Source organism: Pseudoalteromonas sp. SMS1, assembly GCF_021530565.1.
In the GTDB taxonomy this organism is placed as follows: Bacteria; Pseudomonadota; Gammaproteobacteria; order Enterobacterales; family Alteromonadaceae; genus Pseudoalteromonas.
In genome coordinates this window covers 12,691-35,516 of sequence record NZ_JAKGBI010000009.1, presented here as the reverse complement: position 1 = coordinate 35,516, position 22,826 = coordinate 12,691, and the positions used below count along the sequence as shown (strand labels likewise).

Sequence of the window (22,826 nt, the reverse complement as noted above, 5' to 3'; positions counted from 1 at the left end):
TGTGCTTAGTATAACCCTTAATGTTATTTTGATAATCTCTAATATAATAAAATACTTTTACGGATATGTAATAATGGATAGGTGGATTGGTATTGACGAGTTTGTTGCTGTGGCCATTTGTGGCTCTTTTACAGGCGCCGCAGAACAATTGGATACATCTGTTGCTCAAGTAAGTCGCCGAGTGAAAACTTTAGAGGGGACATTGGGTTATCAGCTACTCAATCGTACAACACGCAAACTATCTCTGACCACAGAGGGTAATGTCTTTTTGTCTCATGCCAAACATTTGCAGCATGTACTTGATGACGCCACCTCTGCACTGAGACAAAGAGATGCTGAACCTGCCGGTAAAATTAAGATTACAGCTCCCGTAATGTATGGTGAGCAATACATCATGCCGTTGATCAATCAGTTTATGACTTTATACCCCAACATTCAGGTCGATATGGAACTCAACAATAACCAGCTTGATTTAATTGAGCAGGGCTTTGATTTTGCAATTAGACTAGGAAACTTGAAGGACTCTTCGCTTCGAGCAAGGTTATTGGCGCACAGGCAAACACTGGTATGTGCTGCACCGAGTTACCTGATGAGTGCGCCAAAACTTAAAGCCTTGGAAGACTTAGAGCAACATCACTGCTTACTGGGAAAGTCGAGTGTTTGGCGCTTTATTGATAAAGGCAAGGAGACACATTTCAATGCAAAAGGTCGGCTTAGGTGCAACAGTGGCTGGGCATTAGTCGACGCGGCAATCCAAGGTCTAGGCTTAATACAATTACCGCATTATTATGTAAAAGAGGCGATTTCAAGCGAGGCTTTAGTTGAGGTGCTTACACCATTCAAACCAGAATCAGAGGGTATCTGGGCGGTGTACCCACCCAGGCGGTATTTACCCACATCAGTAAGGGAGCTACTAGAGTTTTTAGCAACAGGGTTAGGTAAAACCTAGGCCTGTTGATCAATAGCCATGGCTTCCAAAGCTTTATTCAACGCAGCTTCACGGCTATGACAAAATGCGTCCTCACCAAGCTTTTCACGTACATTAATCTTATTGAGCTGTTCACTTGTTTCTTGGTTTGGCGAATAGATAAAGACTTGAACATTGGCATCGACAGCATCTGAAATCGCATTTTCAATGGCCAAACTCACCGTCACATCCAGCATAGCCACATCACTTAAATCCAGTACCATGGTTTTGTATTCACTGATCTGACGATGTTGGCGAGCGATGGCCTTAGAAACACTGAAGATCATGGGCCCTGACAAATAAAAGAACAGCAGCTTGCCTTGTGCTTTTTCGAGCAGAGACTTTTCATGTGTGCTAAGTGGCACATCTTCATCTGTATCACTGTCACTGATTGCCTTGACGTGCTGTTCTTGTACACGACTGAGTCGCTCAATCACCATGATGTTAGAAATGAAAACACCGAGCCCAACGGCAACGATTAAGTCGACAAAGACGGTTAACAGCATGACTCCATACATAATCGTCATCTGACTAATACTCAATTTATGAGCGCGCTGGATAAAACTCCAATCTAGTATGTTGTAGCCTACGTAGACAGCAATACCTGCTAGTACGGCCATCGGAATTGGCTCAGTCAGGCTACCTGCAACAAATACCACAGCCATGAGAATTAATGCACGTATGATGCCTGCTAAGGGGGATCTCGCGCCTACTTGTATATTTACAACGGTGCCCATTGTAGCACCAGCACCAGGTAAAGCGCCGAATAGGCCCGATAGCATGTTCGCGATACCTTGGCCACGCAATTCTTTGTCTGAGTCATGTTCTGTTCTTGTTAAACTGTCGCCAATGACGGCTGTTAGCAAAGTGTCGATACACCCTAATGTGCCCAGTACTAACGCGTCGATAACCATTGAAGTGAACTGCTCAGTGGTAAACGTTGGCCACACGATGGAAGGCAACCCGCTTGGGATTTCACCAATACGATTAATACTCTCCATATCAAAAATGATAATAGACACGAGCGTAACCGCGACCAAAGCCACCAGTTGCGCGGGTACATATTGGCGGTACTTTTGTGGCAAATAGAACAGGATACCGAGAGTCGCGATACCTAAAAACAATTCAGCAAAGTGGAGGTCTAACAATAGGCTCGGTAACGCACTTAACGTACCGAGTACGCCTCCCGCAGGAGCTTGGTGTCCGAGCAGTGGGGCAAGTTGTAAAATTATCAGAATTACGCCGATGCCAGACATAAAGCCTGATATCACGCTATAGGGCATTAAGGTAACATATTTGCCTAGTTTTAATGTGCCCAAGAGGATTTGGAATGCACCCGCCATCATAACAACGGTGAAACCCATAGCGAGGCCATTTTCAGGATACTGCGCCATCATTGTGGTCAAAACTGCTGTCATTATGACCGTCATCGGACCTGTTGGCTCAGAGATTAAGGAGGTTGAACCGCCGAACAAGGCAGCAAAAAGACCGACGAGAATAGCGCCCCACATACCTGCTTCTGCACCGGCACCAGAAGCGACCCCGAAGGCGAGGGCTAGGGGAAGAGAAATAATCGCAGTGGTCACACCACCGAACAAATCCCCTTTTAAATTCATATGCTTATATCTGTCAAGGGATAACATAGAACTTCCATACCGCAAGATTTCACGCATTTTACACTAAATTGAGACATTAAGTAGCGGATAATTAAAAATTTTTTACACATCATGATGTGACCGTCAATTCTTATCTGTGTTAGGATTAGCGTCTAGAAGAAAACAAAGAAATAAATTTTTTATATGTTTCAATCAGTTAGTCTTTTTGTTGGGCTGAGGTACAGCCGTGCCTCAAAAGGCAACGCATTTGTCTCATTTATATCGTTTTTCTCCATTGCTGGCATAGCACTGGGACTTATGTCGTTAATAACAGTCAATTCGGTAATGAATGGGTTCGAACAGAGTCTAAAAAACGCCATGTTAGACTTGATACCGCATGTGCAACTTTCTAAAACCGCAAAAGAACAACCCCGTTTGCAACCAGCGCAATTTGCTGCATTACCAGGTGTGAAGCGTGTTACGCCCTATGTTACCTCCGACGTAATTTTGCAGACAAATAAAGAGTTAGTTGGGGTTAGATTGCAGGGCGCATTCAAAGGTTATCCGACGTCCATTACCAAACATGTTGAATCTGGCTCTGTCAAAACTTTGGAAAATGGGCGCTATCAACTTGCGCTCAGTCGTTTCTTAGCGAACAAGTTAGACGTGAGGCTGGGCAGCAAGGTAAGAGTTATTTTTCCAGATATTACAAGTTACACCCCACTGGGGCGAGTGCCAAAACAACGTTTATTTACGGTTGCTGTGATTTACAATTCGGCCAGTGAAGCTGATACAAGCTTGGCATTTGCTGATGGAGAAAGCCTACTGAAACTGCTCAAAAAGAAACCTGACAGTTTTGATCTCAGTGTGACGCTTGACGACGCTTTCGCGGTTGCAGATTTCAAGCAAGCAAATGCGCCGTTGTTATCTCAATTCGGGTACCAAGATTGGCAAGTACAACAAGGGGCGTTATTTGCCGCAGTCGCTATGGAAAAACGTGTTATGTCTTTACTTTTGGCGCTGATTGTTATTGTTGCCGTGTTCAATATCGTATCCGCGTTGTCCATGATGGTAAGTGAAAAGCAAGGTGAGGTTGCTATTCTTCAAACATTAGGTTTTACACCTCGAAAAATTGCTCAGGTTTTTATGGTGCAAGGCTTATATAACGGTATTGTCGGTACAGCCATCGGATCTGTGCTCGGCATCGCATTGGCTGCAAATATAAATGAAGTCTTGAATGTAGTGGGCTTGTCATTGCTAGGTGGCATGGCTTTGCCCGTTAAATTCGACTCCGTTAGCCTAACTTTTATTATTGTAACGAGTTTATTGTTAAGTTTTCTAGCAACACTTTACCCTGCCCAAAAAGCGGCAAAAGTGATGCCTGCCGAGGTATTAAGATATGAATGATCCCGTAATTCAGTGTCAACAATTAAGTAAATCGTACCAAGATGCTGGCGCTCAAGTGTCAGTACTCAAAGGTGTCAATTTGTCACTAGAGCAGGGTGAAACACTTTCTATTGTGGGCAGTTCCGGTTCTGGTAAAAGTACATTGCTGCATATTTTGGGTACACTGGATGGGGCGAGTGATGGCAGTTTAAAAATCAAAGGTATTGAAGTAGATAAACTATCCCGATCAAAGCAGGCTGACTTTCGTAATCGCCATATGGGTTTTATTTATCAATTTCATCACTTACTGATGGATTTCAGTGCCCTCGAGAATGTTTCAATGCCTTTACTTATTGCGGGTAAAACGAAAGTAGAAGCTGAAAAAGAGGCGACTAACATGCTAGAAAAAGTCGGCCTTGGACATCGGACATCTCATCGACCTTCTGAGTTGTCTGGAGGCGAAAGGCAGCGAGTGGCCATCGCTCGTGCTCTGGTGACTAAGCCATCGCTTGTATTAGCGGATGAGCCAACGGGTAATCTTGACAAACACAATGCACTCAAAATATACGAATTATTGAATGAGCTAAATAAAGAGTTTGATACCAGTTTTGTCGTGGTGACACATGACTTAGAGCTTGCAGAAAAGCTTGGCCGTGTTGTGCAGCTAGATGATGGCGTTTTGGTTGAATACCAAGGGGTTGACGGGGCGAAGCATGCTTAGTTTATTTTTAAGTAAACGGTTACGAGAGTCGAAAAACCACAGCGGTTTATTTGGGTTTTTAAGCAAAGCTTCCACAATAGGGGTGTTTCTTGGCGTAACAGTTTTAATCGTTGCGCTCTCTGTGATCAACGGTTTTGAGCATCAACTCAAAGAGAGGTTGTTGTCTGTGGTGCCTCATGTGAGTTATCAAGCACCTTATGATCCGATTCACAACTGGCCAGAAAAAGTCAATCTGCTGGCGTCTCAACCTGGTGTCAAAGCGGCAGTGCCAGAAATCAATTTGACTGGGATGGTACAGTACAAAGGCCAGTTAAAAGCGGCTCAACTTAAAGCGATTAAACCCGAGCTCCATGATCGAGTGTCGAGTATTGGACTTTATACTGCCCCTTTTAAGTTAGGTGATTTATCAAATGATGACATTTTGATTGGCCGGGGGATCGCGACTCAGTTGAATGTGCAAGAAGGGGATAAGGTTACGGTCTTGATAGCTAATCAGCATGCAAAGAATGCGTTGGCAGCGCCCAAACGTGTTTCTTTTACAGTCGCAGGATTCATTACCATGGGTGGCGAAGTCGATAGGAATTTAGTGATAGTCAACCTTGAAAAAGTTCAAAGTGCTTTGTCATTGAGTGAGGATACGGTAACGGGGCTTCGGCTAGCGGTGAATGATGTTTTCAATGCGCATCAAATTGCCATGAGTGCTGGTAGGGCATTGCCTGATCTTGTGTACGTTCAAAGTTGGTTTCGCACGCAAGGCAGTCTATATCAGGACATCCAAATGGTTAGGACCATTGTGTATCTGGTGGTCTTTTTGATCATTGCAGTAGCAAGTTTTAATATCATTTCTTCAATGGTAATGGAAGTTAAAGAGAAACAGGCTGACATAGCCATTCTCAAGACCATGGGAACGCAAGACAAAACGATTTTCATGACTTTTGCGGTGCAAGGCCTCAGTTATGCACTGGTCGGTGCCTTTTTTGGTATGTTACTTGGTACTGCCATTGCACTAAGTATCACGGAGTTATTTTCTGTTTGGGTTTCAATGGATGGTGCTAACCCCTTACAAGGTGTCTACTTTATCGAGTTTTTACCAAGTAAATTAGTCATCAGTGATATTGTGGTGGTATTGCTCGCAACATTATTGATATCAATCTTGTCGAGCGTTTACCCAGCTTGGCAGGCTACAAAAGTTGAGCCAGCACGCGTCCTTGGCGGGGGGTAGGCAATTAGCTCTCAAAATGTAGATAGCTGGATTTGTCTTCTAGTACATATTCAACAAAGGCGTCAATGGGCAGTGGTTTACTATAGTAATAACCCTGAACATATTGGACGCCTTTAGCCTTGGCATAAATCATTTGTTCCATATCTTCAACGCCCTCTGCAACGAGCGGCTTATCAAGGTTTTTGGCCAAAGATACGATCGAGTTAAATACCGACTGAAGCTTACCGTCTTTGACCACATTAGTAACAAAAGAGCGGTCGATTTTTATCTCATCAAAATTGAGTTTGCATAGGTAGCTGAGGCTAGAAAAGCCAGTACCAAAGTCATCGATAGAGATTGTAAAACCTTTAGATTGCAGTGATACCAGTACTTCGTTTACATAAGAGAAATTATCAATAAGTGCTGATTCCGTTAACTCCAGTTTTATGCGGTTTGGCTCAATATTGTATTGAGCGAGTGCCGCCAGTAGTTTATTTTCAAATTTCACATCCAGTATTTCCACAACACTGATGTTAATGGCAAACATATAGTGTTTACAGTCTATTCCCTCGCTATGTAAATGTTGTACAGTTTTACGTATTTGAGATAGCGTAAACAAGGTCAGTTTATTGATGTCTCCCGTGCTTTCAACGATCGGTATAAATTCAGCAGGTGATATTGGCTTGCCCTCCAGTGTCCAACGCATGAGGCATTCTGCGCCGATCAGGCACTCAGTTTTGGTGTCATGTAAAGGCTGTAAAACGACGGTAAAACTACTATTTAAGTCTTGATGAAACGAATCCCTTAATGCTGTTTCAATTTTATTTTGGCGTTCAATTTGTCGAGCTAAGCCCTCTTGGAATTCAACTAATCGGAGTTTGTCTGACAAAACATCAAATGTGGCCATTTCCGCTTTATTAAGGCTTAATTCGTGATCATCTTTATGGCTCTCTTTGTAATAGCCCAGTGCCACATTGCTATAAAAGCTACTATCGTTAAATTCAAATGGTTCGTTAAGGTGATTATACAAGGCTTCTATGTTGATTTGGGTCGTGTGAGGGACAAATACGCAAAAACAATCGGATGAGTGCTTAGAAAAGATACCTTGTTCAAAGTCTCCTTGAAATCGTGACAGGACCTCCATAAATACAAGATTCGCAACGCCAATATTCCATACCTCTGAAATACGTTGATAATTGCATATTCGAATGCAACACATAATGCCATAGGTATCCAACTCTTGAACTTTGGACACAAATGCTTCTCGGTACAGTAACCCTGTGTGTGGATCTCTAATCGCTAGTTGCTTATTGAGCCTTCTGATTGCAATAAGCTCTTCGATGAGTTCAACTTTAACAAAGGTGAGGGTATTCTTTCGTGTGTAGCAAAATCGCACCCAGTGCACATTACTGTTGTCTACACTTACACCCACTTCTCGATACTCAAAGCAGGTTTCAAAGAGGATTTCCTTGCTGTCCAGTTCGGTAAAGTCTTCGTCAAAGAACTTTAAGGCGGGGCAATTTACTATATTATCGCCGACTTTGAGGGTGATAAGGTCGCTTGCCTTATCTGAAATTCCAGTAATAGTACCGTCATTTTCGTAAGCGACGTAGATAATGTTGAGCAACTCTATGAGGCTTTTTTGCATACCTAGCACCTTAGCACTTTTAAAATTTGATACGGAATGTTGCTCAGCGAGAACACCTTATCAACGGCACCTCTCGCAATGGCTTCTTTGGGCATACCAAACACGACGCAGCTTGATTCACTCTCTGCGAAGTTGATTGCTCCGGCTTGTTTCATGTCTAGCATGCCTGATGCGCCGTCATCTCCCATTCCCGTTAAGATTACACCAATGGCATTTCTGCCGACTGATTGTGCAACGGAGCGAAACAAGACATCAACAGAGGGTTTATGTCGACTCACCAAAGGCCCATCCCGTATTTCTAAATAGTAGTCGCTACCTTGACGTTTTACCAACATGTGCCTTCCGCCTGGGGCGATGTAAACGTGTCCGGACTTCAATCTCATAGCCGTTTCACCCTCAACAACCACGTGTGGTGTAATGGTGTCCAGACGCTGAGCGAATGCGTGGGTAAACTTACCAGGCATGTGCTGGACAATGACAATCGGTGGTGTCGAAGGGGGAAGTAATGAGAGAAACCCTGTTAGTGCTTCAGTTCCTCCTGTGGACGCACCCACCGCAATAACCTTATCTGAAGTAATTGGTGGCTTAAGTTCTGTGGGGTCAGGTGGAGGGATCACTTCATCAACACTATGGTTGTGTCGTACTGACTCGGCAGATAGATAACGCATTGGCTTAACTTTCGCTTTCCCGGCCGCTTTGATGGCATCAATTATTTGTGTTACACCTTGGTTGTTAATAAAGTCGGCTAGGCCATGTGTTGGTTTCGCGATGACATCAACGGCACCCGATGCGAGTGCCTCCATCGTGGTTTCAGTATTTTTTTGAGTGAGTGCAGAGCACATAATTATTGGTGTGGGTCGTTCTTGCATGATTTTTTTCAAAAACGTAATGCCGTCCATTTTTGGCATCTCCACGTCTAGCAGTATGACATCAGGCCAATTCATTTTCATTTTTCTTTCAGCCAAAATAGGGTCAGGTGCGCTGCCTATCATTTTTAACTCTCTATCATGGTTGATAATTTCTCCCATGAGCTGGCGCATGACCGCCGAGTCGTCAACAATAAAAACGTGAATCATAATCGTACCTTCTTATAGATACAGGGCTGGATTAAATCGATGCCATTACGTTTTTTTCTTAGTGATTCGGAGTGCCCTAAAAACAGCAATCCGCCGTGATTGAGACGGTGAATAATGTTATCAACTATTTTTTGTTGTTTGGCTTCATCAAAGTAAATCAGTACATTACGTAAGAAAATAATATCAAAAGAATAGTCTACCGTCCTGAGCTTCAAAAGGTTATCAACGTTAAAGTTGCAATGGTGTCTGATCGATTTATTCACTGTAAAAGTCCCTTCATTTTTTCCAGTGCCTTTTAGGCAATATGCGCGACGGTACTTTTTAGGAATTTTTTGCACGGTCGATAATGCAAAGCAGGCATCTTTGGCCATATCAACGGCTGTTGGGGAGATATCAGTGCCTATAACAGACCAGTTACCGGCATAAAATAAATCATCGAGGATCATCGCTATTGAGTAAGCTTCTTCTCCAGTCGAAGCGGCCGCACTCCAAGCTCGAACCGGCACATTGCGGCTCTTTTTTTGTCGATAATAGTTGTACAAAAACTCAAACTGAGGTTGCTCTCGGAAAAAGTACGTTTCATGCGTTGTCATCTTATCGATGAAGATATCAAGCTCATTTTTTCCCTGCGGGCTTATTATGTACTGATAATATTTGTTAAATGATCCGCAATTTGTTGCCCTCAAGCGAGCACTTAAACGGCTTGCCATAATATCCGATTTGTTTGAGTTCAAACGAATACCAGTGTGCTGGTCTAATACGCGGTTTAATTGATTGAACTCAAGCGTGTTGATGGACATATGAGCCATTTACTTCTGACAGTAATCGATAAAAAACTGCTCTTGCTCGTGTTTTAGAGAGGTGTTAATTTCATTGACGTTTAGCACCTTAGCAACATCTAAAAGGGTGGTCAGCTTATTGTTAATCTTCGCCATTTTCCATTCAAAATGACGAGGAATATTCGAGCCAAATGAGGGCGAAGATTCAAGGTTATTCAAATCAATAAACTCAATAGAAACGACACTGTTAACTAACATTCCCAGTGTCATTGATTCTTCTAGCGAGTGGTCATAAAAGTCGTAAAGGACAATACAACTATATTTATCATAGGGGGTAGTAGACTTGAGGCCCAATCGACTTTGCAAATCTAGCACTGGAATAACGCTCCCCCTGACATTGATTACTCCTCGAATAACGTCGTTACACATAGGCACCATTGTTGTTTCTACTAACTCGATTACCTCTTTAACAGAGTCAATAGGTATACCGAAATGGTCGTGACCGACTTTTACAAATAAGTACCTTAGTTCATCTTTTTGCTGAACGTGTTCGGTTTCTGATTGAGATTCACTCATGGGTTACCTCGGTTTCATCATTCTCACACTCTGAATCTTGCTCCATGCCGTCGTCACTCTCTTCACGTTGTTGCTCTTTGTCAGCCGCTTCACTGAGCTCAGCATTGTTTAGATCTTCTATCAGTTTCATATCGTCAAGTGTGAGGATTTTAGAGATGTCTAAGATGGTCATTAACTTATCGGGTAGTTTTGCCAAGCCCATGACAAAGCGACTGTGAAATTGTCCGCCAATACTGGGGACTTTATCGATGTCAGCAGCAGAGATATCAAGTACCTTCGTCACCATGTCTACTTTTAGGCCGATTGTAATTTGTTGCTCGTTAAAGAGGCATTCGGCGATAATAATACAAGTTCTATTCGTTATCTCTTGAGGCTGCTTCGCCAAGCGCAAAGATAGGTCGAATACAGGTATTACCTCGCCGCGTAAATTAATGGCACCAATAATAAATTCTGGTGCCATAGGGATCGGATCTACCTCAACGTATTCCATAATCTCTTTAACTAAAGAAATATTAATAGAGTACGAGGCATGGTTCAGCTCAAAAGCCAGATACTTATCTTTATCTACAAAGCTACTTTGAGTTGTATGATCGGTCATAATCGTTACTCATCAAATGGTGTGTAGCCTTCTTCTGGCATAGAATTGGGAGATTTCCCTTCCTGTACTGAGCGTCTTAGTTTCATCATTTGCCTATCATTACTCAGTTTAAAGTAGTTAACCGTAGAGCGAATGTCGCTGGTTTGGTCTTGCACCATTTTTGCCGTTGACGCGAGCTCTTCAGAAGCAGACGCGTTTTGCTGAGCAATTTCATCTAACTGGGATACCGTTCTATTGATTTCCGCAACACTGGTACTTTGCTCTGTAGAAGCGGCCGTGATTTCTTGCACTAAATCGGCCGTTTTTCCAATATTTGGCACCATACGGTCTAACATACCGCCGGCATGTTGTGCGATCTTCACACTGTTGTCTGCGAGTGTACTGATATCTTGCGCGGCGACTTGTGAACGCTCAGCAAGTTTTCTGACTTCATCAGCCACCACCGCAAACCCTTTGCCATGCTCACCAGCTCTGGCAGCCTCGATTGCCGCGTTCAATGCCAAAAGGTTAGTTTTGTAGGCGATGTCTTCGATGATACCTATCTTTTCTGCAATTTGAGTCATGGCTTTAACGGTATCTTTAACGGCACGTCCACCGTCATTTGCTTCACTACTTGATTGCTTCGCGATATCGTTCGTCACTTTTGAATTTTCAGTATTCATTGAGATAGAGGAGCTCATTTGTTCGAGCGACGCCGATGTCTCTTCAACACTTGCTGCTAATTGGTTTGATGTTGAACTTAACATCCTCGAAGTAGTGCCAACCTCGTTGGTGCTGTGGGCGATAGACTCGACAGATTCTTGTATATCCAACAAAATATTTTGTAAACGTTCAATGAAACCGTTGAAGCTGCGCGCCGTCTCGCCAATTTCGTCATTGCCAAAATCAGGGATCCGACGAGTCAAATCACCTTCTCCAGATCTTAAGTCTTCAGCGGCTTCTGCAAGTGCATTGATTGGGATGACAATACCTCGGATCAAAAAGGCAGCTGTTGCGGTAGCGAGTATTATTGCGACGACGAGCAGCGCCCACACCAGCGATATACTTTCACGCGCTGCGGTAACCAACGAATTTAAAGAGTCGTCACCTTCTTGAATGGCTTCATTCGAAATTTCCTCAAGTAAATCTTCGATTTTGTTGAACACCTCGTGTTCTAATCGGTCAACATCGCTCGATGCTTTGATCTTGTTACGGGGGTCGTACATCGCGAATATTTCTTTTCCGCCGTTGTAGAGTTCAAGATACATTCTCTCTACTTCACTGAGTGCTTTAATTTCAGGCGGTTTTCTTTCCAGAGGTTTAAGGTCAGCTAAAAATCCAGTAAATGTTCTGGCGTCTTTTTCAAAGGCAGCATCCGCGCCAAGCGCACCGCGCATATATGCATTGAGTGAGCTCATCATGTCACCTTGTTCGTCGATGAGCTCAAGGTAATATCGCACACCTGGTAAGTCGTCATTGACCACTTCATTAAAATCTCCACTGCTACCGGCATCCGCTACTTCTTCTTCTTTTAAAGTATCCAGTAATTGCTCGAGTGGAATCGCAAACTCTTTATTGAGGTAGTCATACTTATCTATTGCTTTGGCTTCCATCAAAGGGTCAAACCTGTCAAAAATGAGTTCTTGATTTTCATTGGCGTAACGTGTGACCAGCTCTTCTAGCTGGCGGATGAGGGAGTTGCTGACAGTACCTAGCTGCTTGAGGTCGTCCAAATAGCGAATAAACTCGTTGTAGTTTGATCTAAAGTCTTCACTTTCGTCTGATTCACCTGCTATATACTCAAGTACATTACTGTTCATGTCGCCCAGCTCGTCGAGCATATTAAGCGCGTAAATTGTTTCAGGAATGTCAACCTTACCAACGTCAACTGCAAACTCTTCAATTTCCCCATTTTTGAGTTGTACCGACATGGCTATTACAAGCAGCAACAGTCCCATGGTAAACATCGCAAGAATTATCTTATTGCGAATAGTGAAGTTCTTAAACATGTTCGTTCTCCGGGTATCGCCTAATGTTTTTTCTCTAATGCTTCATACACTGAAATAGCTGACTTAATGAGCGCTGATACGTCCAGAATAATTGCGACGTTACCACTGCCCAAAATCGTCGCGCCACTAATACATTTGAGTCCTTCGAACAACCTTCCTAGTGGCTTAACAACTGTCTGAAACTCGCCTTTTAGGGAGTCAACAACCAAACCCGCGCGCAAAGTACCAAATTGAACGATGACTAAAGATTCTCTTGTGTGATCAATTTGTTCTTCAATGCCAAATAAGGTGCGAAGCCGTATGAATGGCAGTACTTCTGTGCGCAAATTAATGTAACTTTTATCCTGTATGTCTTGCTCTGACACGACTTCGTGGAGCTCCAAGCACTCAACGACCGTATCAAGTGGTATAACATAATTTTCCTTATGAACTTCAAACATAAAACCGTCAATTATGGACAATGTCAGTGGTAGGCGGATCAATATAGTTGACCCTTCTCCCTGTACGCTTTCAACCTCAACACTGCCTCTTAAGCTGTCAATATTCCTCTTGACGACATCCATGCCTACACCACGACCTGAGATGTTGGTGATTGATTCGGCGGTAGAAAAGCCTGGTTCAAAAATAAGTAGGTTGATGTCTTTTTCTTGCAACGTTTGATTGGCAGATACTAAGCCTCTGTCAACCGCTCTTTGCAAGATACGCGCTTGATCTAACCCTTTTCCATCATCACTGACCTCTATCACGATAGAGCCCGAGTCGTGATATGCTTTCAAAGTCAGCTGCCCTTGCTCTGTTTTGCCTTGCGCTAAGCGAGTTTCAGGATCTTCGATACCATGATCGATAGCGTTTCTAACGATGTGCATTAACGGATCACTGACTTTTTCAACAAAGGTTTTATCCAGCTCTGTTTCAGCCCCGATAATGGTGAGGTCAACTTGCTTCCCTAACTCATCCGCAATATCTCGCACTACACGCTTGAATTTATTGAATGTTTCGCCAATTTGCACCATTCTAAGTTTCAAAGAACTATCGCGAATGTTCTCCACCAGCCGCTCAAGTAAAGCCATGGCTTCTATCAGAGTTTCATTCCCTGTTTCGTGGGCAAGTAAATTCGTTCGTGCGCCTGTTATGACCATTTCGCCCACTTGATCAATCAGCCTATCCAACTTTAAGGCTTCTACTCTTAAGGTTTTACTTTTGTGTATCTTTGAAGGCGCCTGCACGGGGGCATCGCCAGCAGGCGTAGATATTTGCGCTTCGCTTTCTGCGGGGTCGTTATTCAGGAGCTTAACGATATCTAAAAAGGAGTCGTCGGCTTTTCGCAGTGACTCAATGATAAAGTCAAAGTCCTGATAGCGCTGAATACTCTGTTTTAAAACATCAACACTGCCTTTCGGTTGCAGAACTGCGATATACGCTTCACTTTGAATAAATTCAAAAACATCCACAATCTCGTCTTTTGATTTGTCAGATTCAAAAGATATGACAAAGGATAGATAATTGGATTCTGGGTCAAAATGTTGTGGTCCAAACATGCCGTCAAACCAAGTATCAACACGCAAATTAGTAGTTTCAGCATCTAAATAGTGAATAAAAGAGTAGGGGTCTAACCCATTTCTCAATACGTTTTCATTGGGCACAAAGAAAACAATCCAGCGCGTATTATCTAATGACCTATCACCCGTATTTAAGTTTGTTGACTGGTGATCGATTGTTTCGGTTTCTGCGTCTATGTATTTTGAAAAGCATGCAACGAGGTTGTCCACCTTGGATAACAGTACTTGGTCTGGCGCGGTCTCTGAGGCGGCAAGTACAATCAGGGTTTCAGTTGCGTCTCGTGTTTCCAGATAGAGGGAGATCAGTTCCTTATCTAACTGTAGATTGCCATTGCGAGCGTCTTCGAGCAAAGTTTCTGCAATATGGGTGAGCGTCACGACATGCTCAAAATCAAATATACCCGCACTGCCTTTTATCGTATGAATGGCCCTAAACAGTGCATTGATGATTTCATTCGCATGCTCGTCCGAAGTCTCTGTCTCGAGATCTAAAAGACCATTTTCCATTTCCTGCAAAAGCTCTTTTGATTCTGTAACAAAAGTCGCGATGGCTGAAGACAAATCAATAGACATATTTGTCCCTTACTCAATTTGTGGGGCGGATATTCCGACACCCAGTTTTTCAAATCGTGCTTCAATTAACTCATTTGTAGAAATTGTTACTACATTAAGTCCAACTTTTTGACTGTGATAAACGACCCAAATTATCAATTGCAAACCAGCTGAGTCGACTTCAGTGGTCTCACTAAAGTCAAACGACACTTCTTCCTTGTCTGAAATATATGACTTCACTTCATTAAATGTTTCCTGAACTTCATAGATCGTGAGCTCAGAAGGGAACTTAAAACACTCAGACATACCAAACTCTCTACATCATTAATAACTTAGATACCGCTTGTAGCATCTGCGCTGGCTTAAACGGCTTGACCATCCAAGCTTTTGCACCTGCTTTCTTACCTTCCTCCATCATGCTTTGTTGATTTTCTGTCGTTAGCATAATCACAGGCGTAAACTTATATTGCGGCAGTTGTTTTGCCTGTTTAACGAATTCAATGCCATTCATATTAGGCATATTTACATCACTTATAATGAGATGAATCTTATTACCGTTAAGTTTGGTGAGGGCATCCTTTCCGTCTCTGGCTTCAACGACGTTAAAGCCTGCGCCTGTAAGCGCGATATTTACCACTTGTCTGAGAGAATCAGAATCATCTACGACTAAAATTGTTTTACTCATAATTTCCTCATAAGAAAGTTAAGTCATCGACTGTGTCGTCGCCACGACTCTTCGACAAAATGTTTCTTTGTTCGTTGGTTGCGGCTGTTTTCTTCAGCTCTTGGCTAATTCTTTGGTGATTAAATTGTGCGGATTTACAATCTCTTCTGCTGGCAATGAACTGATCAATTTCTTCCACCATAATGTTCAAGGCGATGTTCACACTGTCTTGAATTTGATCAACTCTGTCTTGAAATTGCAGGTCAACGAGGATTTGAGAAATTTTTTCACGTATATCTATATTGGACGTATGCAGTTCGGCTGCTTGTGTTTGCATTTGTTGAGAAAGCACCAGCCACTCATCAACGACCTGATTGATTTCTGTTCGGTATTTTTCAGTCAACGCTTGTTTCTTTTCTAGTTCTGCGTTCATCATGTCCATGGATGTTCGCATCGCATTGGCAATACTTTCTACTAATTGACCTATACGTACGCCCGTCTCGCCACTTGAATTGGCCAGTGATCTCACTTCGTCCGCCACAACGGCAAAACCACGGCCATTTTCGCCCGCCCTTGCTGCTTCGATTGAAGCATTTAACGCCAGTAAATTAGTTTGTTCCGCGATTTTTGATACATCCACTGACATAGTTTGCAACTCATTGCTTTTTATAACTAAATCGCTAATTGTGGATGTCATTTGTGCCTGAGAGTCGTTTGTTTGTTCGATATACTGCAAGACACCATTTAACTTATCGCGACTGGTTTCAGAGACTTCCTGTAGACTATGTCCACTGTCTGAGTTAGTTCTTTCAAGCGTATCGGAAATATTGGTAACTAACTGGGAAAACTCTCCAGACATATTCACGACGGATGTTTTTGTTTGCTCTCTCGCTGCGCTAACCTGAGCGATAAGTTGGGGAATAATGACGCTGCTCAGTTTCTCAAGGCAAGCCAAATCATCCTGAATGTTTTGCTGACTTTCCAACGCATTATTAACAGCGTCGAGGTCGTGTTCGGTGTCTTTATTGTCTTCGTCAGACAGTGCAATTTTCTGTAGCAGTAGACCCAAGGCGGCGAGCACACTCGTGACGATAGTTACGATTAGTGAATCTGTGAATAACAGACCAATAACCAAAACAATGATGGGCGTTGAATACGATACAAACAAGCGCATTTTACTAAATCCTTTGTTGGATTATTTTTAGCCTAGTAAAGTATGATTATTGTGCAAATTTAAATTTGTTTTGTATCTTGGCCTATTCTTGGTTGCAAGTGGTTAACGAAATTAATAGAGTGAAGAAAAAATAAGAGAAGTAATAAAATGAGCGAAAATAATCACGTCGAGCAAGCATTGACCGAAGAACAGAAGCAGCAACGTTTTGCTCTGTGGCAGCGAGAACACCTGCAAGCAGCACAAAAATTTCTGGCCGAAAAAGGCATCATCACGACGAAAGTTGTCGAAAAAGATTGCCGCCTTCTAGCACCTGTAATTGCGATATGGAAGTTTAAGGATCCGAAAGGGAAAGCATATTGGGCTATATCAGGGCAAATGCCAACTGATGCCGCTGATGAATCTGCGGCATCAAACCCACGAGACGTGCTGCGTTATTTTTCTTTCCAATGGCAATTAAAGGCCGACGGGATTGTTGCATCAGGTGTCAAAGATAAAACTCAATTAGATTTTGCAAACTTACTTGTCAATAGGGCGCATGCGTTGTATGACTTGTACGAGAATGATCAAGTTTGGGCTAATGAAGCATCGTAAATGGTTCTGAGTTGATCATTGAAGCAGGGCACTTAAGCCGTTGCCTAGGGATACCTGCTTCCATAAACACAGAACCTTGTTTACTAAACCCTGACTTCAGAAAGGTTGGCACTTCGTCAAGTATACACTGTACAAACACCTCTTTGAGCCCTTTTTGCTGGGCTAAATCCGCAAGATAACCAATGAGTGATTGATAAGCTTCGCGGTTTCGATGTGCTTTAATTATTGCGACTCTACTTATCAGGCCATCGCTGCATAACCTTCCAGTCCCAACTACTTGTTGATTTTCATCTCGGATCAAAACATGATCCGCTGTTGTATCATGTTGGTCAAACTCAACATTTTTAGGCAGGTGTAACTCACATACGAATACACGCTCACGAATTTGGCGCAGTTGTCCCTGAGTTTGTTTCCAACTCACTTTGTCGACGTGATAAATCATGATGACCTCTTAGCGAAAAATCATTCAACACGTCCTGACGAATAAGGGAAGTTTCAACCCCTATTATTATTAAGTGCCATAAATTTTATGGCACCTTTATTCTTTGGTTGACCCTGTAGGTCAGGCATTAAGACCAAGCTTCTACAAAGTAAAGCCCGTCATTTATAAGCGTAGTTAACGTTTGTTTGAATTCCAAGCTATTTAGTGCTGGTTTTACCTCATTAAATGAAAAAAATGTTTCATCAGTTAACAATTTTACCTGCTCAAGGTATTCATTCTGAATTTGATAGGTATCGCCGTTGATACTCAAGAGTATTTTATCACTTAACACTTGATACATTGCTCTAACGCCACCCGCTTTGTAAATGACATCTTCCGGCGAGATCTCATCTGTTAAACTATCTGCAACAAGTGCATCCTCAAGAGGGGCGAGGTCCATTTCATGCTTAGGCTGACTTAAAAATGTGCCAAGCCATTGGCTGTATAGTTCATCGTCATTTATCAATGTGTTTAGTAGCGTACGCACGCGTGCTTTATCTTCAGTATTGATTTCGCCAAGGGAAGATCTCAAATTTAAATTTGCATCGCTGTAACGGCGCTTCCCAGCTTCTTCATCAATAATGTGGTCTGCGAAGCTGCTAATGAGGTCTTTTTGATCTGGTGCTCTGAAACCAACCGAGTAGTTTAACGCATTTTCTACAGCATACCCTTCATGTGGACAACCTGGAGGAATGTAGAGAATATCACCAGGTTCTAACTCATGATCAATGACAGCATCAAATTGTTCTACTTGGAGCAAGGCTTTGTCTTTCGTAAACTGTTTTAAGCTTGCGTCAGGTAACCCGACACGCCACCTTCTTTTACCTTGGCCTTGAATGATAAAAACGTCGTACTGGTCTAGATGCGGACCAACACCACCGTGAGGTGTTGAAAAGCTGATCATGAGATCATCAATACGCCAGTTTGGTATAAATCGAAATGGCTCTAAGAGTGCTGCTGCTGTTGGGTGCCAATGATCAACCGCCTGTACTAACAGTGTACTGTGTGTCTCTGTTAATTTTGAGAAATCTTCAAATGGCCCATGATGTGCTTGCCAATTTCCTTCGTGATTTGTAATTAAGCGAGATTCAATCGCTTCTTCCATTGCTAGCCCAGCAAGCTCCTCCGCTGAGAGAGGATCTTCAAAATTGGTAAAACCACCTTTGATTAACAATGGCTTTTTTTGCCAAAACTCTGATAAAAAGGCTTGTTTAGTCATGCCATTAATAGACAGCTGATACATATTTTCCCCATAAAAAAAGCGAAAGTAACGGACACATTACCGTTTCTTTCGCTTAATTATATCTAAGTTTAATTAGATTATTTTAGTTCGTCGATGAAAGCTTCTGCACGACCAATGTAGTTGGCTGGTGTCATTAGCTTCATTTCAGCTTTTGCAGCGTCTGGAAGGTCTAAACCATCGATGAAGTCTGCCATGATTTCTTGATTTACACGCTTACCACGCGTCAGTTCTTTCAACTTTTCATACGGCTTTTCGATACCATATTTACGCATCACTGTTTGAATTGGCTCTGCCAATAGCTCCCAGTTATCATCTAGCTCAGCAAGTAGGCGGTCTGCATTAACTTCTAGCTTGCTAATCCCTTTTAGTGTCGCTTGGTAAGCGATAAGCGCGTAGCCCATACCAACACCAAGGTTACGTAAAACGGTAGAGTCAGTCAGGTCACGTTGCCATCTAGATACGGGTAGCTTTTGAGCAAGGTGAGCAAAAATAGCGTTTGCTAGACCCAGGTTACCTTCAGAGTTTTCGAAGTCGATCGGGTTAACTTTGTGTGGCATCGTCGATGAACCAATTTCGCCCGCAATTGTTTTTTGTTTGAAGTGGTTTAATGCAATGTAGCCCCAAACGTCACGGTCAAAGTCTAAAAGAATCGTGTTGAAACGTGCGATTGCGTCGAATAGCTCGGCAATGTAGTCATGCGGTTCAATCTGAGTTGTGAATGCATTCCAAGTCAGGCCTAGGCTTGTAACGAATGATTCTGAATGTGCGTGCCAATCATATTCAGGGTAGGCACTTAGATGTGCATTGTAGTTACCTACAGCGCCGTTAATTTTACCTAAGATAGATACGTTCGCAATTTGCTCACGTTGACGTTGAAGTCGAACATACACGTTCGCAAACTCTTTACCCATAGTCGAAGGTGAAGCAGGTTGGCCGTGAGTACGCGTCATCATTGGTACAGACTTGTACTCAATCGCTTTTTCTTTGATCGCAGCAAGTAGATTGTCGCAGTATGGCAATAACACTTCGTCACGCGCTTCGCTAAGCATCAAACCGTGTGAAAGGTTATTAATGTCTTCAGAAGTACACGCGAAATGAATGAACTCATTTACAGCTTGTAATTCTGCGTTGTCTGCCACTTTCTCTTTCAGCAAATATTCAACGGCTTTCACATCGTGGTTAGTCGTACGCTCGATGTCTTTCACTCGTTGCGCATCTTCCTCGCTGAAGTTGTCAACGATGCTGTTTAGTAGCGCATTTGCTTCGTCGCTGAACGCCGGTACTTCTTTGATTGCGTCAGCTTTCGCTAATGCTTGTAACCAGCGAACTTCTACAGTCACTCGATACTTGATAAGACCGAACTCACTGAAGATACTTCTCAGTTCTTTGGTTTTGCTACCATAGCGACCATCCACTGGAGAGATAGCGGTTAACGCTGAAAGCTCCATAATTTCTCCTAACTAATTGGTTTTTTGAACGATATTTATATAAATTGTTGCGCTGTGGCAATAATCTTCTTCTTTGAAAAGAAAAAGTGTCGGCGTTTACCGCCTAGCTGTCGCCACAGTACTGCACTTCGTATTCCAGCTAACAATAAAGCTCTGATTTTGTGCTGTATATGAGTTTGTTGTAGCAAGTCTGGCTTACCAAATACTTGAATTTTGGGTCCCGCCGGACTGATAACTTGGGTATAGATATCAGCGAAAGCACCAAGGATTTGCTCATCATAAACATTGAAATGAAGCGTTTGGCGTTCTACTTGCTCGATTCGTTTTGCTAACTCATTAAACACGTCAGGATTACTAGAAAGCGCTCTCTCCAGTTGCATAAGGCTCCCAACGTATTTGACTATTTCGACGTCTTTCTCACCCTCGCTGGAGAGTTGAGATACCAGTGCTTGATAACCACCTTTCAGGGCAAAGTGATCATCATAGACATCTTCTGGATTTTTAGGCGCAGTATTCAAAATGCTTTGTAAAAAAGTATGCACTTCATTTTCGTTAAAAGTACCGTATCGTGCACATTTTTGTACAAGCTTTGCTATTTGACAAATAGCGGCAAGTGGAATGACTACTTTTGGCTGCATTATTTGATCACCGACTCAATGATACCACCGCCTAAGCAGGCATCATCTAAATAGAATACTGCTGATTGACCTGGTGTCACTGCTTTTTGTGGCTCGTCGAATAAAACGCGCGCCATGCCGTCTTGTCCCACGAGTAATGTACATGGGATGTCTTCTTGCCTGTAACGTGTTTTTACTGTGCAGCGAGTTGTGCCTTGTGGACCTTCTCTGTCTACCCAGTGTAGTTGGTTCGCATTTAAGCCATTGCTGTATAATCTAGGGTGATCTTTGCCTTGGCCAACCACAAGCACATTGCGTTTTATATCTTTATCAACAACATACCATGGTTCACCAGAACCTTCTTTCATGCCCCCGATTAATAGACCTTTTCGTTGCCCAAGTGTATGGTACATTAAACCTTCATGTTCACCGACATGGTTACCCTCTGTATCTTCAATCTTACCGGGTTGCGCAGGCAAAAACTTTTGTAAAAAGTCTTTAAACTTACGTTCGCCAATGAAGCAAATACCAGTGCTGTCTTTTTTATTGTGCGTAATTAGGCCTTGATCTTCGGCAATACGACGCACTTCTGGTTTTTCAATTTCACCGACAGGGAACAGTGTTTGGGCAACATGCTCATGGCTTAAAGTGTAAAGGAAATAACTTTGGTCTTTATTGTTATCAAGGCCTCTCAACATCGCGAATTTACCGTCGCGTTCTTCTCTACGTACGTAGTGGCCAGTGGCGATGTAGTCTGCGCCAAGTGCTTCAGCAGCAAACTCTAAAAATGCTTTGAATTTTATTTCTTTGTTACACATGATATCTGGGTTTGGTGTGCGACCCGCACGGTATTCTTCTAAGAAATACTCAAATACGTTGTCCCAATACTCAGCCGCAAAATTAACGGTGTGCAATTCGATACCAAGCTTGTCACAAACCGCTTGCGCATCCTTTAGATCTTCAGCTGCGGCACAGTATTCATCGTTATCGTCTTCTTCCCAGTTTTTCATGAAAAGGCCTTCTACCTGATAGCCTTGTTCTTTTAAAAGATAAGCTGAAACTGAAGAATCCACGCCACCAGACATGCCGACAATGACTTTAATGTTACTGTTATCGCTCATAATATCGCTGTAAATCTATATGAATATTTGAAAGGTCGTGAGTATAGCATGCAAATGGTCCCCCTCAAAAGCCACACTTTAGACTTTATTTCCTTGTAAAACCCTATACTGCCCGTTATTTAACCCAGATAACGTATACTGGCCAATGCTGTAGCGGATCAATCTGAGAGTAGGGAAGCCAATATGGGCTGTCATTCGTCGTACTTGTCTATTTCTGCCTTCTGAAATAGTGATGCTCAACCAGCTTGTTGGAATATTTTTACGCTCACGAATTGGTGGATTCCGAGGCCATACTTCGGGTTCATGCATAATTTCAATTTTGGCGGGTTTGGTCATGCCATCTTTGAGTTCTACACCTTCTCTTAACGCATCTAGTGCATGTTCGGAAGGCTCTCCTTCTACTTGTACCCAATAGGTTTTATTGGTATTTTTCTTAGGCTCAGTCAACTTGTGTTGTAATTTACCGCAGTTTGTTAACAGTAAAAGGCCTTCACTGTCTCTGTCTAGTCGACCGGCTGCATACACAGATTTGATATCAATAAAATCAGCGAGTGTTTTGCGATGTTGATCATCGGTGAACTGACACAATACATCAAAGGGTTTATTGAACAAAACAACTTTGACATCTTCCGGTTTAACTGCGGGTTTTTGTCTTGTTTGACGCTTATATCTCTTATTTTTGTTTAGTGTGTTTTTTGGAGAAGATGAAAAAGGGCGGTTTCGATTATTGTTGGTCATCTTAATATTGAACTGGCACGTTAGAGACTCAATATTAGCAAATTTTACTGGCTTAACCCATCTTAAAAATTAAAAAAGGCAGCCATAGGCTGCCTTTTTAATT

General features: G+C 42.6%; 22 protein-coding genes. 5 read left to right on the top strand and 17 right to left on the bottom strand.

The window, feature by feature from the left end; all coding sequences use genetic code 11:
• Positions 1-73 precede the first annotated feature (73 nt).
• The gene (locus L1286_RS11835) at positions 74-949 is read left to right on the top strand and encodes a LysR family transcriptional regulator (RefSeq protein WP_235407260.1); all 876 of its coding nucleotides are present in this window, start codon (positions 74-76) and stop codon (positions 947-949) included.
• Here the strand turns inward: L1286_RS11835 and L1286_RS11830 are convergent.
• Entirely contained in the window at positions 946-2,610 is a 1,665-nt protein-coding gene (locus tag L1286_RS11830) for a SulP family inorganic anion transporter (protein ID WP_235407259.1), read from the bottom strand. The two genes, L1286_RS11835 and L1286_RS11830, sit on opposite strands and share 4 nt — an antisense overlap.
• Before the next feature lie 156 nt (positions 2,611-2,766).
• On the opposite strand from L1286_RS11830, the gene L1286_RS11825 reads away from it, so the two are divergent.
• The 3 genes from L1286_RS11825 to L1286_RS11815 are packed head-to-tail and all read left to right on the top strand — an operon-like array spanning position 2,767 to position 5,891.
• Positions 2,767-3,969 carry a lipoprotein-releasing ABC transporter permease subunit gene (locus L1286_RS11825; protein ID WP_235407258.1) on the top strand — a complete coding sequence of 401 codons (1,203 nt, stop codon included), beginning with the start codon at positions 2,767-2,769 and terminating at the stop codon, positions 3,967-3,969.
• Positions 3,962-4,669, top strand: coding sequence for a lipoprotein-releasing ABC transporter ATP-binding protein LolD (lolD, locus tag L1286_RS11820; RefSeq protein ID WP_235407257.1), 708 nt, complete (start codon positions 3,962-3,964; stop codon positions 4,667-4,669). The genes L1286_RS11825 and lolD overlap by 8 nt, the downstream gene beginning before the upstream one ends.
• The gene (locus L1286_RS11815; protein ID WP_235407256.1) at positions 4,662-5,891 is read left to right on the top strand and encodes a lipoprotein-releasing ABC transporter permease subunit; all 1,230 of its coding nucleotides are present in this window, start codon (positions 4,662-4,664) and stop codon (positions 5,889-5,891) included. Before lolD ends, L1286_RS11815 begins: the two co-directional genes overlap by 8 nt.
• Positions 5,892-5,895: 4 nt before the next feature.
• On the opposite strand, the gene L1286_RS11810 is transcribed toward L1286_RS11815, so the two are convergent.
• From L1286_RS11810 to L1286_RS11765, 10 genes are read right to left on the bottom strand one after another with little or no spacing between them, the layout of a single operon-like run.
• Positions 5,896-7,518, bottom strand: coding sequence for a bifunctional diguanylate cyclase/phosphodiesterase (locus L1286_RS11810; protein ID WP_235407255.1), 1,623 nt, complete (start codon positions 7,516-7,518; stop codon positions 5,896-5,898).
• A 2-nt stretch (positions 7,519-7,520) separates the two neighbouring features.
• Positions 7,521-8,594 (bottom strand): protein-glutamate methylesterase/protein-glutamine glutaminase, encoded by a 1,074-nt coding sequence (locus L1286_RS11805; protein ID WP_235407254.1) that lies wholly within the window; start codon positions 8,592-8,594, stop codon positions 7,521-7,523.
• On the bottom strand, positions 8,591-9,394 hold the full coding sequence (locus L1286_RS11800) for a CheR family methyltransferase (RefSeq protein WP_235407253.1): 804 nt from the start codon (positions 9,392-9,394) through the stop codon (positions 8,591-8,593). Before L1286_RS11800 ends, L1286_RS11805 begins: the two co-directional genes overlap by 4 nt.
• A 9-nt stretch (positions 9,395-9,403) precedes the next feature.
• Positions 9,404-9,949 (bottom strand): chemotaxis protein CheW, encoded by a 546-nt coding sequence (locus L1286_RS11795; protein WP_235407252.1) that lies wholly within the window; start codon positions 9,947-9,949, stop codon positions 9,404-9,406.
• Positions 9,942-10,547 (bottom strand): chemotaxis protein CheW, encoded by a 606-nt coding sequence (locus L1286_RS11790; RefSeq protein ID WP_235407251.1) that lies wholly within the window; start codon positions 10,545-10,547, stop codon positions 9,942-9,944. Before L1286_RS11790 ends, L1286_RS11795 begins: the two co-directional genes overlap by 8 nt.
• 5 nt (positions 10,548-10,552) lie before the next feature.
• Positions 10,553-12,535 (bottom strand): methyl-accepting chemotaxis protein, encoded by a 1,983-nt coding sequence (locus tag L1286_RS11785; protein WP_235407250.1) that lies wholly within the window; start codon positions 12,533-12,535, stop codon positions 10,553-10,555.
• 20 nt (positions 12,536-12,555) lie between these two features.
• Positions 12,556-14,667 carry a chemotaxis protein CheA gene (locus tag L1286_RS11780; RefSeq protein ID WP_235407249.1) on the bottom strand — a complete coding sequence of 704 codons (2,112 nt, stop codon included), beginning with the start codon at positions 14,665-14,667 and terminating at the stop codon, positions 12,556-12,558.
• A 9-nt stretch (positions 14,668-14,676) separates the two neighbouring features.
• Positions 14,677-14,952, bottom strand: coding sequence for an STAS domain-containing protein (locus L1286_RS11775; protein ID WP_235407248.1), 276 nt, complete (start codon positions 14,950-14,952; stop codon positions 14,677-14,679).
• A 10-nt stretch (positions 14,953-14,962) separates the two neighbouring features.
• Entirely contained in the window at positions 14,963-15,331 is a 369-nt protein-coding gene (locus tag L1286_RS11770; protein ID WP_039608997.1) for a response regulator, read from the bottom strand.
• A 7-nt stretch (positions 15,332-15,338) separates the two neighbouring features.
• The gene (locus tag L1286_RS11765; protein ID WP_235407247.1) at positions 15,339-16,484 is read right to left on the bottom strand and encodes a methyl-accepting chemotaxis protein; all 1,146 of its coding nucleotides are present in this window, start codon (positions 16,482-16,484) and stop codon (positions 15,339-15,341) included.
• Positions 16,485-16,631: 147 nt separating this feature from the next.
• On the opposite strand from L1286_RS11765, the gene L1286_RS11760 reads away from it, so the two are divergent.
• Positions 16,632-17,075 (top strand): DUF4826 family protein, encoded by a 444-nt coding sequence (locus L1286_RS11760; RefSeq protein ID WP_235407246.1) that lies wholly within the window; start codon positions 16,632-16,634, stop codon positions 17,073-17,075.
• Here the strand turns inward: L1286_RS11760 and L1286_RS11755 are convergent.
• The 6 genes from L1286_RS11755 to L1286_RS11730 form a co-directional block, all read right to left on the bottom strand.
• Positions 17,059-17,517: a GNAT family N-acetyltransferase gene (locus tag L1286_RS11755; RefSeq protein WP_235407245.1), complete on the bottom strand. Its 459-nt coding sequence runs from the start codon at positions 17,515-17,517 to the stop codon at positions 17,059-17,061. The genes L1286_RS11760 and L1286_RS11755 overlap by 17 nt on opposite strands.
• Before the next feature lie 127 nt (positions 17,518-17,644).
• On the bottom strand, positions 17,645-18,799 hold the full coding sequence (locus tag L1286_RS11750; RefSeq protein WP_235407244.1) for a cupin domain-containing protein: 1,155 nt from the start codon (positions 18,797-18,799) through the stop codon (positions 17,645-17,647).
• 77 nt (positions 18,800-18,876) lie between these two features.
• Positions 18,877-20,247 carry an adenylosuccinate lyase gene (gene purB / locus L1286_RS11745; protein WP_235407243.1) on the bottom strand — a complete coding sequence of 457 codons (1,371 nt, stop codon included), beginning with the start codon at positions 20,245-20,247 and terminating at the stop codon, positions 18,877-18,879.
• 35 nt (positions 20,248-20,282) lie between these two features.
• On the bottom strand, positions 20,283-20,885 hold the full coding sequence (gene hflD, locus L1286_RS11740; RefSeq protein WP_235407242.1) for a high frequency lysogenization protein HflD: 603 nt from the start codon (positions 20,883-20,885) through the stop codon (positions 20,283-20,285).
• Positions 20,885-21,985, bottom strand: coding sequence for a tRNA 2-thiouridine(34) synthase MnmA (gene mnmA, locus L1286_RS11735; RefSeq protein ID WP_235407241.1), 1,101 nt, complete (start codon positions 21,983-21,985; stop codon positions 20,885-20,887). Before mnmA ends, hflD begins: the two co-directional genes overlap by 1 nt.
• 78 nt (positions 21,986-22,063) lie before the next feature.
• The gene (locus tag L1286_RS11730; protein WP_268832309.1) at positions 22,064-22,723 is read right to left on the bottom strand and encodes an rRNA large subunit pseudouridine synthase E; all 660 of its coding nucleotides are present in this window, start codon (positions 22,721-22,723) and stop codon (positions 22,064-22,066) included.
• Positions 22,724-22,826: the final 103 nt, after the last annotated feature.

Excerpts from the sequence above, each read along its gene's own strand:
- L1286_RS11835 (WP_235407260.1), top strand. The coding sequence starts at position 74 with ATGGATAGGTGGATTGGTATTGACGAGTTTGTTGCTGTGGCCATTTGT.
- L1286_RS11830 (WP_235407259.1), bottom strand. The coding sequence starts at position 2,610 with ATGTTATCCCTTGACAGATATAAGCATATGAATTTAAAAGGGGATTTG.
- L1286_RS11825 (WP_235407258.1), top strand. The coding sequence starts at position 2,767 with ATGTTTCAATCAGTTAGTCTTTTTGTTGGGCTGAGGTACAGCCGTGCC.
- lolD (WP_235407257.1), top strand. The coding sequence starts at position 3,962 with ATGAATGATCCCGTAATTCAGTGTCAACAATTAAGTAAATCGTACCAA.
- L1286_RS11815 (WP_235407256.1), top strand. The coding sequence starts at position 4,662 with ATGCTTAGTTTATTTTTAAGTAAACGGTTACGAGAGTCGAAAAACCAC.
- L1286_RS11810 (WP_235407255.1), bottom strand. The coding sequence starts at position 7,518 with ATGCAAAAAAGCCTCATAGAGTTGCTCAACATTATCTACGTCGCTTAC.
- L1286_RS11805 (WP_235407254.1), bottom strand. The coding sequence starts at position 8,594 with ATGATTCACGTTTTTATTGTTGACGACTCGGCGGTCATGCGCCAGCTC.
- L1286_RS11800 (WP_235407253.1), bottom strand. The coding sequence starts at position 9,394 with ATGTCCATCAACACGCTTGAGTTCAATCAATTAAACCGCGTATTAGAC.
- L1286_RS11795 (WP_235407252.1), bottom strand. The coding sequence starts at position 9,949 with ATGAGTGAATCTCAATCAGAAACCGAACACGTTCAGCAAAAAGATGAA.
- L1286_RS11790 (WP_235407251.1), bottom strand. The coding sequence starts at position 10,547 with ATGACCGATCATACAACTCAAAGTAGCTTTGTAGATAAAGATAAGTAT.
- L1286_RS11785 (WP_235407250.1), bottom strand. The coding sequence starts at position 12,535 with ATGTTTAAGAACTTCACTATTCGCAATAAGATAATTCTTGCGATGTTT.
- L1286_RS11780 (WP_235407249.1), bottom strand. The coding sequence starts at position 14,667 with ATGTCTATTGATTTGTCTTCAGCCATCGCGACTTTTGTTACAGAATCA.
- L1286_RS11775 (WP_235407248.1), bottom strand. The coding sequence starts at position 14,952 with ATGTCTGAGTGTTTTAAGTTCCCTTCTGAGCTCACGATCTATGAAGTT.
- L1286_RS11770 (WP_039608997.1), bottom strand. The coding sequence starts at position 15,331 with ATGAGTAAAACAATTTTAGTCGTAGATGATTCTGATTCTCTCAGACAA.
- L1286_RS11765 (WP_235407247.1), bottom strand. The coding sequence starts at position 16,484 with ATGCGCTTGTTTGTATCGTATTCAACGCCCATCATTGTTTTGGTTATT.
- L1286_RS11760 (WP_235407246.1), top strand. The coding sequence starts at position 16,632 with ATGAGCGAAAATAATCACGTCGAGCAAGCATTGACCGAAGAACAGAAG.
- L1286_RS11755 (WP_235407245.1), bottom strand. The coding sequence starts at position 17,517 with ATGATTTATCACGTCGACAAAGTGAGTTGGAAACAAACTCAGGGACAA.
- L1286_RS11750 (WP_235407244.1), bottom strand. The coding sequence starts at position 18,799 with ATGTATCAGCTGTCTATTAATGGCATGACTAAACAAGCCTTTTTATCA.
- purB (WP_235407243.1), bottom strand. The coding sequence starts at position 20,247 with ATGGAGCTTTCAGCGTTAACCGCTATCTCTCCAGTGGATGGTCGCTAT.
- hflD (WP_235407242.1), bottom strand. The coding sequence starts at position 20,885 with ATGCAGCCAAAAGTAGTCATTCCACTTGCCGCTATTTGTCAAATAGCA.
- mnmA (WP_235407241.1), bottom strand. The coding sequence starts at position 21,985 with ATGAGCGATAACAGTAACATTAAAGTCATTGTCGGCATGTCTGGTGGC.
- L1286_RS11730 (WP_268832309.1), bottom strand. The coding sequence starts at position 22,723 with ATGACCAACAATAATCGAAACCGCCCTTTTTCATCTTCTCCAAAAAAC.